Origin of the sequence: Janibacter melonis, from assembly GCF_003721155.3 — a bacterium.
Lineage (GTDB): Bacteria > Actinomycetota > Actinomycetes > Actinomycetales > Dermatophilaceae > Marihabitans > Marihabitans melonis.
In genome coordinates this window covers 1,098,156-1,112,697 of sequence record NZ_CP044548.2, presented here as the reverse complement: position 1 = coordinate 1,112,697, position 14,542 = coordinate 1,098,156, and the positions used below count along the sequence as shown (strand labels likewise).

General features: G+C 73.6%; 15 protein-coding genes and 1 riboswitch. Of the genes, 11 read left to right on the top strand and 4 right to left on the bottom strand.

Annotated elements, in window-relative coordinates:
* Positions 1-41 precede the first annotated feature (41 nt).
* Entirely contained in the window at positions 42-1,427 is a 1,386-nt protein-coding gene (locus EEW87_RS05310) for an SPFH domain-containing protein (protein WP_205473778.1), read from the bottom strand.
* Positions 1,424-3,145 carry an SPFH domain-containing protein gene (locus tag EEW87_RS05305; protein ID WP_225985029.1) on the bottom strand — a complete coding sequence of 574 codons (1,722 nt, stop codon included), beginning with the start codon at positions 3,143-3,145 and terminating at the stop codon, positions 1,424-1,426. Before EEW87_RS05305 ends, EEW87_RS05310 begins: the two co-directional genes overlap by 4 nt.
* Before the next feature lie 191 nt (positions 3,146-3,336).
* On the opposite strand from EEW87_RS05305, the gene EEW87_RS05300 reads away from it, so the two are divergent.
* Positions 3,337-3,960: an LON peptidase substrate-binding domain-containing protein gene (locus EEW87_RS05300; RefSeq protein WP_225985030.1), complete on the top strand. Its 624-nt coding sequence runs from the start codon at positions 3,337-3,339 to the stop codon at positions 3,958-3,960.
* Positions 3,961-4,036: 76 nt separating this feature from the next.
* Positions 4,037-4,867: an SDR family NAD(P)-dependent oxidoreductase gene (locus EEW87_RS05295; RefSeq protein WP_123093370.1), complete on the top strand. Its 831-nt coding sequence runs from the start codon at positions 4,037-4,039 to the stop codon at positions 4,865-4,867.
* Between the two features lie 88 nt (positions 4,868-4,955).
* On the opposite strand, the gene EEW87_RS05290 is transcribed toward EEW87_RS05295, so the two are convergent.
* Entirely contained in the window at positions 4,956-5,267 is a 312-nt protein-coding gene (locus tag EEW87_RS05290; RefSeq protein WP_123093369.1) for a hypothetical protein, read from the bottom strand.
* 115 nt (positions 5,268-5,382) lie between these two features.
* Positions 5,383-5,478: riboswitch (TPP riboswitch) on the top strand.
* Between EEW87_RS05290 and thiM the strand changes: the two genes are divergently transcribed.
* From thiM to EEW87_RS05245, 9 genes are all read left to right on the top strand, one after another.
* Positions 5,470-6,294 carry a hydroxyethylthiazole kinase gene (thiM, locus tag EEW87_RS05285; RefSeq protein WP_123093368.1) on the top strand — a complete coding sequence of 275 codons (825 nt, stop codon included), beginning with the start codon at positions 5,470-5,472 and terminating at the stop codon, positions 6,292-6,294. It overlaps the preceding riboswitch by 9 nt.
* Positions 6,288-6,941: a thiamine phosphate synthase gene (gene thiE / locus EEW87_RS05280; protein ID WP_229299074.1), complete on the top strand. Its 654-nt coding sequence runs from the start codon at positions 6,288-6,290 to the stop codon at positions 6,939-6,941. The genes thiM and thiE overlap by 7 nt, the downstream gene beginning before the upstream one ends.
* Positions 6,938-7,753 carry a bifunctional hydroxymethylpyrimidine kinase/phosphomethylpyrimidine kinase gene (gene thiD / locus EEW87_RS05275; RefSeq protein WP_123093367.1) on the top strand — a complete coding sequence of 272 codons (816 nt, stop codon included), beginning with the start codon at positions 6,938-6,940 and terminating at the stop codon, positions 7,751-7,753. Before thiE ends, thiD begins: the two co-directional genes overlap by 4 nt.
* Positions 7,754-7,811: 58 nt before the next feature.
* Positions 7,812-8,576, top strand: a complete 765-nt coding sequence (locus tag EEW87_RS05270; protein ID WP_163562383.1) for a hypothetical protein — start codon at positions 7,812-7,814, stop codon at positions 8,574-8,576.
* Positions 8,577-8,653: 77 nt separating this feature from the next.
* The gene (locus EEW87_RS05265) at positions 8,654-9,013 is read left to right on the top strand and encodes a hypothetical protein (RefSeq protein ID WP_148041620.1); all 360 of its coding nucleotides are present in this window, start codon (positions 8,654-8,656) and stop codon (positions 9,011-9,013) included.
* A gap of 66 nt (positions 9,014-9,079) precedes the next feature.
* Positions 9,080-10,150, top strand: a complete 1,071-nt coding sequence (locus tag EEW87_RS05260) for a WD40/YVTN/BNR-like repeat-containing protein (protein ID WP_123093365.1) — start codon at positions 9,080-9,082, stop codon at positions 10,148-10,150.
* 103 nt (positions 10,151-10,253) lie between these two features.
* Positions 10,254-11,117, top strand: coding sequence for an MOSC domain-containing protein (locus EEW87_RS05255; protein WP_123093364.1), 864 nt, complete (start codon positions 10,254-10,256; stop codon positions 11,115-11,117).
* Between the two features lie 12 nt (positions 11,118-11,129).
* Positions 11,130-12,209 (top strand): permease, encoded by a 1,080-nt coding sequence (locus tag EEW87_RS05250; protein WP_123093363.1) that lies wholly within the window; start codon positions 11,130-11,132, stop codon positions 12,207-12,209.
* Positions 12,209-12,961 carry a ZIP family metal transporter gene (locus tag EEW87_RS05245; protein WP_123093362.1) on the top strand — a complete coding sequence of 251 codons (753 nt, stop codon included), beginning with the start codon at positions 12,209-12,211 and terminating at the stop codon, positions 12,959-12,961. Before EEW87_RS05250 ends, EEW87_RS05245 begins: the two co-directional genes overlap by 1 nt.
* 29 nt (positions 12,962-12,990) lie before the next feature.
* On the opposite strand, the gene EEW87_RS05240 is transcribed toward EEW87_RS05245, so the two are convergent.
* Entirely contained in the window at positions 12,991-14,514 is a 1,524-nt protein-coding gene (locus EEW87_RS05240) for a GntP family permease (RefSeq protein ID WP_123093361.1), read from the bottom strand.
* Positions 14,515-14,542: the final 28 nt, after the last annotated feature.

Genomic DNA, 14,542 nt, shown 5'->3' with positions numbered 1-14,542 from the left:
CCGGTCCTCTCGGACCGGCGGGCTCTCGTGCGCGGGTGGGGTCAGGCGTCGCCCTTCGCACCCTTCCCGGCACGCTGGACGAGGCCGGCAGCCGCCTCGCCGGCGGCCTGCTGGACCCTGCGGGCGCTCGGCGGCGGGGGCGTCGCAGCCGACCGCGAGCCGTTCCCGTTCGCCGAGAGCGAGGGGAGGAGCTGGGCCATGAGCAGCGTCGACAGCGCGGAGCTGTCCCCGCTGCTCCCGTCGGTCTGCACGATGACCGGGCGCGGCGCCTGCTCGGCGAGAGCAGCACCGACGTCGAGCCGGCGACGGGCGAGCTCGTACCCGAGCACCGCGCGGTTGTCGCGGTAGGCCGTGGCGAGCTGCTCCTGGGCCTTCGCCTCACCCTGGGCGGCGACGAGGTTGGTGCGCGCGCGCGTCTCGATCTCGTAGCGCACCTTCTGCGCCTCGGTCTCGCGCTCCTCGAGCATCTGCGCGACGTCCTTGCGTGCCTTGTTCAGCGACGCCTGGACCTCGACGATCTTCGCGTCGCGGACCTTCTTGCTGCGCTCGATCTCCATGAGCAGCGTGTCGATCCGACGCTTGCGGGTGAGCTCCCACTCCTTCTCGTACGCGACGAGCTCCTTGGCCACGCGCTCGCGCGTCGCGAGGTGCTCGCGGTACTGGTCGGGCAGCTGCACGTCGGGGATGTTGCAGCCCATGATCTGCGCGCCGTAGCGCGTCAGCTGACGGTTGAGCAGGTCTTGCATGTCCTTGACGTCGCTGCCGCGCAGGTCGTACGCGCTCTCCGTGCGCACCTGCCGGCTGCGCTGGCGGATCGCGTCCTGCACCGAGTTGCTCAGCACGAGGTCGAAGTTGCCCGCGCCGATCGTCTGGACGAAGCGGATCGCGTCGACGATGCGGAAGCGCAAGAAGAACTCGATCGACTTCAGCGGCACGTTCTCGTGCGTCGGCGAGCTGAGCACCGGTGCGGTGTACGGGATCTCGGTCGTGACGTCGACGACGTACGCGACGCGCGCCCACGGGTGCCACAGGTAGTGCCGGCCGGGGGACAGGCCCGGTCCGTAGATCGCGCCGAACTTCGTCAGCACCCCGACCGTGCCCTCCTCGATCTCGACGATCGAGCTGCGCCACCACCACAGGGCGGCGAGGACGAAGGAGAGCAGCGCGACGAAGATCGCCAGCCCGCCCAGACCGCCGTGGTCGACGGTCGTGAGGAGCAGCCCGCTGATCGCGGCCCACAGCCCGAACCACACGAGCGAGGTCCACCGCAGCCCGCGCTGGTCCTTGGGGATGACGACGGGCACGATCGCGCCACCGTCACCGCCGCGCAGCAGCCGCGCGACGTCGCCCCACCCGGAGACGGCCTCCTTGATCGAGCTCATCCCGCGACCGCGCGCGGTCATCGTGTCCATGATCTGCTGGCTCATCGGGTGCCCCCTTCGTCAGTCGTGGCGGGAGTGGTCGGCGCGCCCTGCGGCGTCGCCGGAGGTGAGACCGGGGGACCGGACGGCGGCGAAGGGGGACCGCCCGCGGCCTCTCCCATCTGGGCCGTGACGGCCTCGTCGGTCACTGACTCGCGGATCTTGGCGATCGCCTCCTCGCCCTCGGGGTCGTCGGTGACCTCCGAGGCCGGGATGATCTCGACGTCCGTCTCCTCGGGCGCCTGCAGCAGGTCGCCGATCTCCCCTTCGCGCTGCGCGACGCGCTCGGCGATGGCGCCGTGACGCTCCCGGATCGCGGCCATGTCCTCGTCGGTGAAGAGCGCGCTGCCCTGACCGCCGACGAGCTCGCGGGCGATCTTCAGGTAGTCCACGCCGTCGCCCTGGTCGCCGACCCGCACGATCTGCGGCAGCGAGTCCGCGACGCTCTCCATCTTGTCGAGCATGTCCTGCTGGTAGCGGTAGTCGAGGATCTCCGGGGCCTGGGCCGCGCTCAGCGCTCGGATGTCGAGCGCCTGGGCCTCGAGCAGCGCGGCGTTGGCGTTGGCCGTCGACTCCGACTCGACGAAGCGCTGACGGGCCAGCGCGTTCGCGCGGTTCGTCTCGCGCTCGAGAGCGGTGTCCATCTGCGCCTGGTAGCGCGCGATGTCGGCCTGGATCGCCGAGAGGCTCTCGTTGAGCGAGGCGAGGTCCTTGTTGAGGTCTCCCTCGTTCTGCTCCTTCTTCAGCCCCAGCTCGTAGTCGTAGGTGTATGCCTCCTTCGCGACCCGGATCATCTCCGGCGCCGCGAGGTCCATGCGGTACTCCTGGGCCGAGGGCTCGGCGTGCGTGATGTTCGCCGTCGTCAGCTCGACCGCGGGCTGGAACTGCGCGTTGAGCTGCTCGAGCAGCCGCGCGGTGCTCTCGCCGACGAGGTCGTAGATGCCGCTGGCCTCCTGGTCGTAGATGAGCGAGCGGGTCGTCTCCGAGATCGCGTTGTTCAGCTTGTCCTGGAAGCCCTGGACGGCACCGAGGACGAAGACGAACTCGCGCGCGTTGGCGATGCGGAACTGGAGGAAGAGGTCGACGCTCGCCTGCACGCCCGACTTCGTCGGGGCCTCGCGGATCGGGGCGTTGAAGGGGTACTCCCGCGTCGTGTTGACGATGTAGGAGACCCGCTTCCACGGGTTGAGCAGGGTGACGCGGCCCGGGCCGACCTCGGCCTCGACCTTGCCGAAGCGGCTGATGAGCGCGGTGCACCCCTCGGGGACCATGACCATGCCCTGGCGCCACCACATGAAGGCGGCGAGCAGGAGCACGAGCAGCCAGTAGTGCGGCCCGAAGATGCCGAGCACGAGCCCGTCGAAGGGCAGGAGCACGATGCTGCCGGCGATGCCGAGGAGCGCGAGGGCGATGACCGGGAGCATCGCGCGCAGGCGGCGCCCCTTCGGCATGACCATCGGCGTGATGACGTGGACCGGGCCGGCCGCGCCGGCCTCGTAGTGACTGCGGCTCAGCGCCTCGGCGGCGTCGTCGAGGCTGACGGAGGCCGAGGTGATGCGCGTGCCGGCCGATGCCCCTTCGCCCCGGGCCGCCGGGAAGTCCGCGGCGTTGAGGTCGAAGCCGTCACCACCCCCGCCCGCGGCACGGCCGACGGCCTGCCGGACCCCTGCGTTGCCGGCTGCCTGCCGGGCCATGTCCATGAACTGCTGCGGTGCGTTGCTCAAACCGTCTCCCCTGAAGGCGGTGGTGGGCTGGTTGCGCCCTACCCAACCACACGGCGACCCATCGATGGTCGAGGTGCGAGGGCCCCCAGGGCCCGAGCCTCGAGACCACGACACCCAGGGGGCACCCGTTGTAGGCGACGCGTTCGCGCGAAGGGGTGACATCGCACGGTCCGGGGTGCGACGTTGGTCCGATGGACGTGCTGCCGATGTTCCCGCTGGGGACGGCCCTGCTCCCCGGGCAGCCGCTGCCGCTGCAGGTCTTCGAGCCGCGTTACGTGGCGATGATGCGAGACGTCGTCGGCAGCGACCGGCGCTTCGGCGCGGTGCTCATCGAGCGAGGCTCCGAGGTCGGCGGGGGAGACCGGCGGTTCACGGTCGGCTGCGTGGCGAGCGTCGAGCAGATGGGCCGGCTGCCCGACGGCCGGCTCGTGCTGCTGGCGCGAGGGCACGAGCGTGTCGAGGTCGAGCGGTGGCTGCCCGACGACCCCTACCCGCGGGCCGAGGTGCGTCGCCTGCCGGACCTCACGTGGTCCGGCGAGGACCACGAGAGGCTCGCCGACACCGAGCGCGTCGTCAGGAGGGCCCTGGCGGTGATGAGCGAGCACCGCTCGCAGGTCTGGCCGGCCGACGTCGAGCTGGCGGACGACCCTGTCGCCCGGAGCTGGCAGCTGGCCTGGCTCTCGCCCCTGGGTGCCCTCGACCAGCTGACGCTGCTGCGCTCGACGTCGCCTGGTGAGCTGCTGGAGACGACGGCGCGGCTGACGAGCGACGCGGTGGAGCTGCTGCACCTGCAGATGCCCGACGACCCGGCCTGAGCGTGGGCCGCGGCCACGGGGCGTCGCCCGGCGACCCTCCCGCACACTGGTGGCACCCCACCTCGAGGAGACCTGGATGGACCGCAAGACCGTCGTCATCACCGGTGCGAGCGACGGCATCGGCGCCGCCGCCGCGCGCGAGCTCGCCGAGCACGGCCACGAGGTCGCCGTCGTCGGGCGCTCCCGGGAGAAGACCGAGGCGGTCGCCGCGGAGGTGGGGGGCACCCCCTTCGTCGCCGACTTCGCCCGCCTCACCGAGGTGCGGGCGCTCGCCGACGCGCTCGGCGCGCAGTACCCGCGGATCGACGTCCTCGCGAACAACGCCGGGGGAGTCCTCGGCAGCCGGCGGCTGACCGAGGACGGCTTCGAGGCGACCTTCCAGGTCAACCACCTCGCCGGGTACCTGCTGACGCGGCTGCTCCTGCCGACCCTCACCGCGAGCCGGGCGAGCGTCGCGCAGACCTCGAGCCTGGCGTCACGGGTCATGGCGCGCTACGACCCCGACGACCTCCAGCTCGAGCACGGGTACTCCGAGCGCCGCGCCTACGGCAACGCCAAGCTCGCGAACATCCTCTTCACCCGCGAGCTGCAGCGACGGCACGGCGGTGACGGCATCTCCGCCGCGGCCTTCCACCCCGGCATCGTCGGCACGAACTTCGCCAGCGAGTCCTCCGTCGTCATGCGCGCCCTCTACCGCACGCCCCTGTCGAAGGTCCTCATGACCTCCCCGGCGAAGGGCGCCGACCAGCTCGTCTGGCTCGCCGAGGGCGAGCCGGGCACCGACTGGCCGGTGGGTCAGTACTTCGACGACCGTCGCGTCTCGCGCACCTCCCGGGTGGCCTCGGACGAAGGGGTGGCCGCCCGCCTCTGGGACGAGTCCGCCGCGATGGTCGGCCTCGAGCCGTAGGCCGCGGCCCTTCGCCGGTCGAGACCACCACCCCTTCGATGGTCGAGGTGCGACGGGCGCTCTGCGCCCGAGCCTCGAGACCACCGCCCTACGCCCCGGCGCGGTCCACCTCCGCGTCCCTCGCCCGGGCCGCCTGGAGCAGCAGGGCGTGGCTCTCCTGCACCTTCGCGGCGAGGACGAGCAACCCGTAGACGAGACCTGCGGCCCCGGCGAGAGCGAGGATCCCGGGGACGACGAGCTGCGAGGCGGTCGTGGTCATCTCGTCGACGGCAACCTGGGCGTAGGCCCACCAGATGACGGCGAGCACGAGCAGCAGGCCCCCGACGACGATCGGTGCCACGGCGCTGCCGGCCGCCAGCGCCGAGGGCGCGCTCCGGGTCCGGTCGAGAGGATGCGTCATCGGTGCCTCCAGGCGTGGTCGGTCGGGTCGACGCACCCATCATCGTGCGGACCGCGCCGACGCGCAGCCCGGCAGAGCCGCCCCGCCCGGCGACCCCACCCCCTTCGCTATGGTCGTCGCTGACGCGGGGTGCCGCCTTCGAGCGGCTGAGAGCACACCCGTGGAACCTGATCTAGCTCGTACTAGCGAAGGGACGTCACCCATGAGCGTCGCCCTGCCCACCACCGCGCCGAGCGCGCACGACCTCGCCGACTGCTGGTCGCGCCTGCGCGCGGAGTCACCGCTGACCCAGTGCCTGACCAACATCGTCGTCGCACCCTTCACCGCGAACGTCCTGCTCGCCGCGGGAGCGTCGCCGGCCATGGTCGACAACCCGCACGAGGCGGGCCAGCTCGCCGCCGTCGCCGGAGCGGTCCTCGTCAACCTCGGGACCCCGTACGACGACACGGCCGCGGGCGCACGCGAAGGGGTGTCCGCCGCCCTGTCGTCCGGGACCCCCTGGGTCCTCGACCCCGTCGCCGTCGGCGGGCTCACTTGGCGCACGGGGCTGGCGCACGAGCTGCTCGCGCTCGGCTCGCCCGCCGTCATCCGGGGCAACGCCTCGGAGGTCCTCGCGCTCGGCGGCGGCAGCGGCGGCCGGGGAGTCGATTCCACCGACGACACCGCGTCCCAGGCCGTCCAGGACGGCGCCGGCGCGATCGCCCGCCGGCACCGCTGCGTCGTCGCCGTGAGCGGCGCGGTCGACCACCTCACCGACGGCGAGCGCACGGTGCGGCTCGCCCACGGCGACCCGCTGATGACACGGGTCACCGGTGTCGGGTGCGCGCTCGGCGCCCTCGTCGCGGCGTGCTGCGCGGCGACATCTGACCCGCTCGTCGCCGCGGCGACCGCGACGGCCGCGCTCACCCTCGCCGCCGACACCGCGGTGCAGACCGCGCGCGGGCCGGGCTCCTTCGCCGTCGGGCTGCTCGACGAGCTCGCGGCCCTCACGCCCGATCAGCTCGAGGAGCGGGTGGGGCTGTGCTGACCCGCCCGGTGCTCGACCTCGGCCTCTACCTCGTCACCGACCCGGTGATGACGCAGCGCCACGGGCTCCTCACCACGGTGAGCGCGGCGATCGACGGGGGAGCGAGCGTGGTCCAGCTGCGTGACCCCGACGCCGGTGACGACGAGGTCGTGGCCATGGGCCGGCTCGTGCTCACCGTCACCCGGCCGGCGGGCGTGCCCCTCATCATCAACGACCGGGCCCACCTCGTCGCCGAGATCGGCGCCGACGGCGCCCACATCGGCCAGGGCGACCTCGACGCGGTCGAGGCACGCCGGGTGGTCGGACCGCATGCGTCGCTCGGGCTGTCGTGTGCGCGGGTCGAGGAGGTGGAGCGGGCCGCGACGCTGCCGCCCGGCACCCTCGACTACCTCGGTCTCGGCCCCGTGTGGGCGACCCCGACCAAGCCCGACCACGACCCGGCGGTCGGGCTCGAGGGCCTGCGCGCGCTCGCCGCCGCGAGCCGGCTGCCGAGCGTGGCCATCGGAGGGATCGACCTCGACCGGGCGGCCGAGGTCATGGCCACGGGGGTCGACGGCGTCGCCGTCGTCAGCGCCGTCTGCGCCGCCGACGACCCACGGGCCGCCGCCGCGCGGCTGCGCGCCGTCGTCGACGGGGGTGCGGCATGAGCGTGCCCAACGTCCTGACGATCGCCGGGTCGGACCCGTCCGGCGGCGCCGGGGTCCAGGCCGACCTCAAGACCTTCGGCGCGCTCGGGGCGTACGGCTGCGCCGTCCTCACCTCGCTCACGGCGCAGAGCACGAAGGGGGTGACCGGGGTCCATCACGTACCGGCAGGCTTCGTGCGCGAGCAGGTCGAGACCCTCGTCGACGACGTCGAGCTCGCGGCGACGAAGATCGGGATGCTCGGCTCGGCCGAGGTCGTCGCCGTGGTGGGCGAGCTGGTGTGCAGGGGCGGGCTGGGCGAGGTCGTCCTCGACCCGGTGATGGTCTCGACGGCCGGCTCGCGGCTGCTCGACGAGGACGCCGTCGAGGGGGTGCGGGCCCTGCTGCCCGTCGTCGACCTCGTCACGCCCAACACCGCCGAGGCGGCCGTCCTGCTCGGCCTCACCCCGCACGCTGCGGCGCGCGACCTCGACGAGATGCACCGGCACGCGCAGGCGCTGCTCGACCTCGGGGCGGCCCGGGTGCTGCTCAAGGGCGGGCACGTCGCCGGGGACGAGTCGGTCGACCTGCTCGTCGACGGCACCGGGGTGCGCGAGCTGTCGGCCCGACGGGTCCCGACACGTCACACCCATGGCACCGGGTGCACGCTGTCGTCGGCGATCGCCGCGCTGCGGCCGCGGGGGGACGCGTGGGCCGAGACCGTGGCACAGGCGAAGGACTGGTTGACCGGCGCGCTCACCCACGCCGACGAGCTCTCCGTCGGTCACGCAGCGGGCCCTGTGCATCACCACTGGGCGCTGTGGCCGCGTGGTTGACTGACGAGGCGGTCGTCGACCGACCCGGTCCGACCGCCACGCGATGACGGGAGTCACCATGGGTTTCCTCGACAAGCTCTTCGGACGGTCCGACCAGACGCAGCAGCACCAGCAGGCGTCGGGAGGCTACGGCCAGCAGGGGTACGGGCAGCAGGGGTACGGCCAGCCCGCTCCGGGGTACGCTCCCGGCCCGCCGGCCCAGGGGCAGCAGCAGGTGAGCGACGAGCAGGCGCTCGCCCGCTACCGCTACCTCCTGCGCACGGCCCCGCCCGAGACCATCGAGCAGACGCACGCCGAGGCCTTCGCGCAGCTCACCCCGGAGCAGCGCCAGCAGGTCCTCGCCCAGCTCTCGCAGGACCTGCCGCAGGGCGAGGCACCGCGCTCGGACGACCCGCGTGACATGGCGCGGGCCGCGACGCGCGCCGAGATGCGCCAGCCCGGCTACCTCCAGTCGAGCCTCGGCGGCATGGGCCGTGGCGGGCGTGGGGGCGTCATGGGCGGCGGCTTCGCGGGGTCGATGCTCGGCACCGTGGCCGGTGTCGTCGTCGGCTCGATGATCGCCAGCGCGATCTTCGACGGCTACGGCGACTCGCCCGAGGCGCAGGAGGCCGGCGACAGCGGCGAGGGCCTGGGGTCCGAGGGCGGCGGCGAGGGCGCCCTGCCCGACGACGGCGGGTCCGGTGACGCAGGTGGGGACGCCGGCGGTGATGCCGGTGGCGATGCAGGCTTCGCGGACGCCGGGTACGACGCCAGCGGTGGGGGCGGCGACCTCGGCGGTGGCGACTTCGGTGGAGGGGACTTCGGCGGTGGCTTCGACTTCTGAGGTCGGGCGCGTCCACTACCGCTGCTGACACCGGCGGAGGATGATCGAGGGACACGACGAAAGGTGTGGTGATGCAGGTGAGCGACGCAGCCATCCGGATCTCGACCGGTGACATCGACCCGGAGCACCTGCGCGGGGCGCAGATCATGCTCGGCGACGTCGAGCTCGGCCGCTTCGACGGCGAGAGCTCGGTGACGTACGACATCCCTGCCGGACGTCACGTGCTCATCATCCGCGAAGGGGTCGGCTGGGTGACGGCGACGAAGCTCGTCGTGCGCCACGGCTACTGCGCGAACCTCCACCTCGCCCGGCGGGACGACCCGGACGGCGTCGGCATCTCGCTCATCGGCGCGCACGTGCTCCGGCGAGACGGGCAGGAGCCGATTGCCGAGAGCGACGAGCCGGGCGCCGAGCTGCTGCCGCACGACGTGGCCTGACCCGTCGCCGGCGGGCACCGCCACGCTCCGGTGGACAGGTCTGCCCCGCAGGAGGAAGGTCGGCGCATGCGCCACCTCGCCGCCGCCGCGTCCGCCCTCGCCCTGGCCCTCGGGGTCACGACCGCGGCGACCGCGTCGCCGGGCAGTCCCCCTTCACCGCCGGGCGCGAAGGGGTGGCAGACCCAGGTCGTCGACACCGACCAGAGCTTCCGCGGGCTGGACGCGGTCGACGGGCGGACCGCGTGGGTCACCGGCGGGAGCGTCAGCGACGGGGGAGCCGGCTCGGTCTACCGGACCACCGATGCCGGCCGGACGTGGCAGGACGTGCGCCCTCCGGGGTCGCAGGGGCTGGCCTTCCGCGACGTCGAGGCGCGTGACGCGCGGACCGCGTCGGTGCTCGCCATCGGCCCCGGCGAGGCGTCGCGCATCTACCGCACGACCGACGGCGGGCAGACCTGGCGCGAGACCTTCCGCAACCGCGAGGAGGCCGCCTTCTACAACTGCATCGCCTTCGCGCCGGGCGGGCGGGTCGGGCTCGGGGTGAGCGACCCGGTCGACGGGCGCTTCCGGATCATCCGCACGACGGACGGCGGGGCGAGCTGGCGGGTGCTGCCGTCACGCGGGATGCCGGACTCGACCGGTGAGGCCAACTTCGCGGCCAGCGGCGACTGCCTGACGATGTCGGGCCGCACCGCCGTCTTCGGGTCGGGGGGAGAGCGATCGCGGGTCTTCCGCTCCGACGACCTCGGCACGACGTGGCGGGCGAGCAGCTCCGGCATCCCCGCCAGCGAGGCCGCGGGGGTCTTCGCCCTCGCGCTGCGCACCCCGCGGCAGGGCGTCGCCGTCGGCGGCGACTTCTCCGACCCGGCGGACGGCTCGCGGGCGAGCTCGGTGACGCGCGACGGGCGCACGTGGCGCACGGCGGGCGACCTGCCTCACCTCGGCGAGGACGTCGAGTGGCTCTCGCGCCACCGCCTCCTCGTCGTCGGCGAGGGCGGCGGCATCGGGGGCACCAGCGCCAGCGACGACGGCGGCCGCACCTGGCGTCTCGTCGACCCCACCGCCTGGCACACCCTCGACTGCGAGCGCGGCACCTGCTGGGCCGCCGGCGGAGGCGGTCGCGTCGGCCGCTGGTGACCCGCCGCTCCTCGCACCTCACGGGCGCTAGCTGGTCGAGGTGCGAGGGCCCCCGGGCCCGAGCCTCGAGACCACCGACCCGGGCCCAGGCGATGATGACCCCATGCGCGTGACTGACATCCGTCTCTACCCGGTGAAGTCCCTCGCCGGGCAGGCCGTGACCTCGGCCGCCGTCGAGCCGTGGGGGCTGGCGGGGGACCGACGGTGGGGGCTGGTCGACGAGAGCGGCCACAAGGTCACAGCGCTCATGGACCCCCGCCTCCTCGCGCTCAGCTCCGAGCCCCTCGCCGGCGGCGGCGTGCTCGTGCGCCACGCCGAGCAGAGCCGCCGGGTCCACCCACCCCGCGGCGTCACCGCCCGGCCGATCGGCGGCGCGGTCGGTGCGCACGCCGTCCCGGCCGACCCGGAGGTCGACGCCTGGCTCACCCGACGGGTGGGGCGCCCCCTTCGCCTCGTGTGGCAGCCCGACCCGGCCGCCCGGGGCATCCCCGCCGAGCGCGGCGGGCAGCCGCCGGACTCGCTGAGTCTGGCCTGGTCCTCCCCGCTCGTGCTCACGACCCAGCGCTCGCTCGAGCGGCTGCAGGAGTGGGTCGACGAGACCGCCGACGAGCGGGGCGAGCGGCGCGCCGAGCGCCTCGTCATGGAGCGCTTCCGGCCCAACGTCGTCGTCGACGGCGACGCCCCCTTCGCCGAGGACGGCTGGTCGCGGGTACGCATCGGCGACGTGGACCACCGGGTGAGCGCGCTGTGCGACCGGTGCGTCGTCACGGGCGTTGACCCGGTCACCCTGCGCACCGGAGCGGAGCCGCTGCGCACCCTCGCCGCCCGTCGACGGTGGGACGGAGCGCTGTGGTTCGGGGTGCGTCTCGTGCCGCTCGGGACGGGCGAGGTGCGGGTGGGGGACCCCGTGCGTGCAGTGGCTGCACGACCGACGCCTACGCTGGATCAGGCCCCCACCACCGTCTGAAGAGGCACGCGCATGAGCACCGGTCCCGCCGATCTCGACCTGGGTGGCCCCGGCGGTCTGCGACCCTCACGACGTACGGTCGTCTCGACCGCGGTCGTCCTCGTCGTCGTCGCCATCGGCCTCAGCTGGGCGAAGTGGTGGCCCTACGCGCACAAGATCGACGGTCTCGTCGGCACCGGTGCGTGGGAGGGCAGCAGCCCGCTCGACGTCGCACGTGACGCGCCGTCGGTGTGGACGGGCGCGTGGGACTTCACCGTCGCCTACACCCAGGCGGTGTGGAAGGCGCTGCTCGTCGGTCTCGTCCTCGCTGCCGGCATCGACGCGCTCGTGCCGCGGCGCTGGGTGCAGCGTCTGCTCACCCGTCGCTCGACGACGTCGAGCGGCCTGCTCGCCGGCGCGCTGTCCCTGCCGAGCATGATGTGCACCTGCTGCGCCGCGCCGGTCGCGGTCTCCCTGCGCCGCAGCGGGGTGCCCGCCCCCTCCGTCGTCGCCTACTGGCTCGGCAACCCCGTGCTCAACCCGGCCGTCCTCGTCTTCCTCGCGCTCGTCGGCCCGTGGCAGTGGGTCGCCGCCCGGCTGCTCGTCGGGCTGGGCCTCGTCGTCGGCGCGGCGGTCCTCGCCGGCCGCCTGCTGCCCGGGCGGGTCATGCCCCCTTCGGGTCTCGTCGAGGAGGCGAAGGGGGAGGACGACCGCCCCGGTGGTCCGGTCACCCGCTTCGCGCGCAGCCTCGGGCGGCTGTCGATCACGCTCGTGCCCGAGTACCTGCTGCTCGTGGCCCTCGTCGGCGCGGGCGCCCACCTCGCCCCGGCCGATCTCGACCTCGGCGCCGGTCCGCCCGCGCTCGTCGCGCTCGCCGTCGTCGCGCTGCTCGTCGTCATCCCGACAGCCGGCGAGATCCCCGTGCTCCTCGCCCTGGCCGCCGCCGGCGCCAGCCCGTGGGTCCTCGGGCTCGCGCTCCTGCTCCTGCCCGCCGTCAGCCTGCCCTCGCTCGCCATGGTCGGTCGCGCGCTCACCTGGCGGGTGACCGCCGCGGTGGCCGGGCTCACCGTCGTCTCGGGCGTCGCCGCCGGGGCCGTCATCGCGGTGCTGTGATGCCGATCTGGGCGCAGGCCGGGCTGTGGGGTCTCGTCGCGGGGGGTGCGCTCGTCGTCGGTGCGCTCGTCGCGTGGTTCGTCGACGTCCCCCGTCGGGTCGTCGCCTCGGTCATGGCCTTCGGTGCCGGGGTGCTCATCTCGGCGCTGTCCTTCGACCTCGTCGACGAGGCGGAGACGACCGGGGGCCTCGTGCCCACCGTCATCGGCTTCCTCGTCGGCGCCGTCCTCTACCTCCTGGCCAACATCGCGCTCGCCCGGCGCGGTGCGCGGCACCGCAAGCGCGCGGGCGACGAGCAGCCCGGCGAGGACGAGCAGGAGGGCAGCGGGTCGGCGATCGCCGTCGGCGCGCTCCTCGACGGCATCCCCGAGTCGGTCGTCCTCGGCCTGTCGCTGCTCGGCGGGGGAGGCGTCGGGGTGCCGGTGCTCGCCGCGATCTTCATCTCCAACCTGCCCGAGGGCCTGTCGAGCGCGGCGGGCATGAAGCGCAGCGGGCGCTCGGCGCGCTACGTCTTCGGGGTGTGGGGCGGGGTGGCCGTCGCGAGCGGCCTCGCCGGGCTGCTCGGGTGCCTGCTGCTCCAGGGTGCCTCGCCCGAGGTCGTCGCCGCGATCACCGCGCTCGCCGCCGGCGCCATCCTCACGATGGTCGCCGACACGATGATCCCCGAGGCCTTCGAGCGCACGCACATGTATGCGGGGCTCATCGCGACGCTCGGCTTCCTCACCGCCTTCGTCATCGGCCGGGCCGGCTGAGACCAGTGCGGTGAGGAGAGCCGGGTCTGTCAGAAGGTGCCGACGGCGAGACCGAGGCCCATGACGGCGAGGAGGCCGACCACCGGCACGACGACCGTCACGACGAAGATGTCCTTGTACGCCTCGCGGTGCGACAGCCCGCAGACGAGCAGCAGCGTGATGATCGCGCCGTTGTGGGGCAGCGAGTCGAAGCCGGTCGACGCCATCGCGGTGACGCGGTGCATGAGCTCCATGGGGATGCCCTGGTCGGTGGCCATCTGCGCCAGCTGCTCGCCGAAGGTCTGCAGCGTGATGGTGAGGCCGCCCGAGGCCGAGCCGGTGAGGCCCGAGATGCCCGAGGTTGACACGGCCGACACGACCACCGGGTTGTCGCTGATGCCGAACATCCCGTCGCGGACCACGGCGAAGACGGCAAGCGAGGCGATGACCGCCCCGTAGCCGACCTCGCTCGCGGTGTTGAAGACCGGGAGCACCGCGTTGCGCGCGCCCTCTGTGATCGCCTTGACGTAGGTCTTCCATGCGGCGACGCGCAGGACGAAGACGAGCGCGATGCCGGCGAGCATGGCCACGGTCACCGACCAGACGCCCGTGAGGGCCTCGACGGTCGTGCCGCCGAACTTCTCGTCCGCGAGGTAGCCGAATTCGAGGGCGGGGAGGACCACGTAGGTGCAGAGCGCGTTGACGAGGACGATCGCGAGGACCGGGCTGAGCCCGAGGAGCCCGGCGGCCGCGCCGGGGGCGGGCTGCGCCGGCGTGGTCGAGGTCGACCGCACGGCCGTCAGCGTGGCCGCAGGGGTCCGCGCCGCGCCGTCGGAGGCGGGCTCGTCAGGGTCGACCTGGGTCGCAGGAGCAGGCGTGGTGCCGCCGCCACGGCGCGCTGCGTCCTCCTCGAGCTCGGCGAGGGTGGGGTCCGAGAAGGACTCGCCGGCGGCGGCGAGCTGCTTCTGACGACGGTCCAGCCACAGCATGCCCAGCCCGAAGACGAGGACCGCGCCGAGCACGCCCAGTCCCGGCGCGGCGAAGGTGTTGGTGCCGAAGAACTTCGTCGGGATCGTGTTGTGGATCTGCGGCGACCCGGGCAGCGCGGCCGTGGCGAAGGTGAAGATGCCGAGCGCGATGGCCGCCGGCATGAGGCGACGCGGGATGTCGGCCTCGGCGAAGAGGGCGGTGGCGATGGGGAAGATCGTGAAGACGACGACCCAGGCGCTCACCCCGCCGTAGGTGAGCAGCGCCGTCGCGAGCACGGTCACGAGGATCGCGAAACGCGGACCGAGAAGCCCGGAGATCCACCCCGCGAGGTCCTGGGCGTACCCGCTGACGGTCATGAGCCGTCCGAAGATCGCACCGACGAGGAAGAGCGGGAAGAAGGCGGCCATGAAGCCGCCGAGCGCGGGCATGAAGATCTGCGTGTAGCTCGCCAGGAGCGGGGCCCCCGACATGATCACCGCGACGGTGGCGGCCAGCGGAGCCACCGCGATGACGGAGTGGCCGCGGTAGGCCAGGGTGATGAGGAGGGCCAGGGACAGCAAGATGCCCAGGAGTGCAAGCGTCATCGGTTGCCTTTGGTCGAAGGGGGGAGAG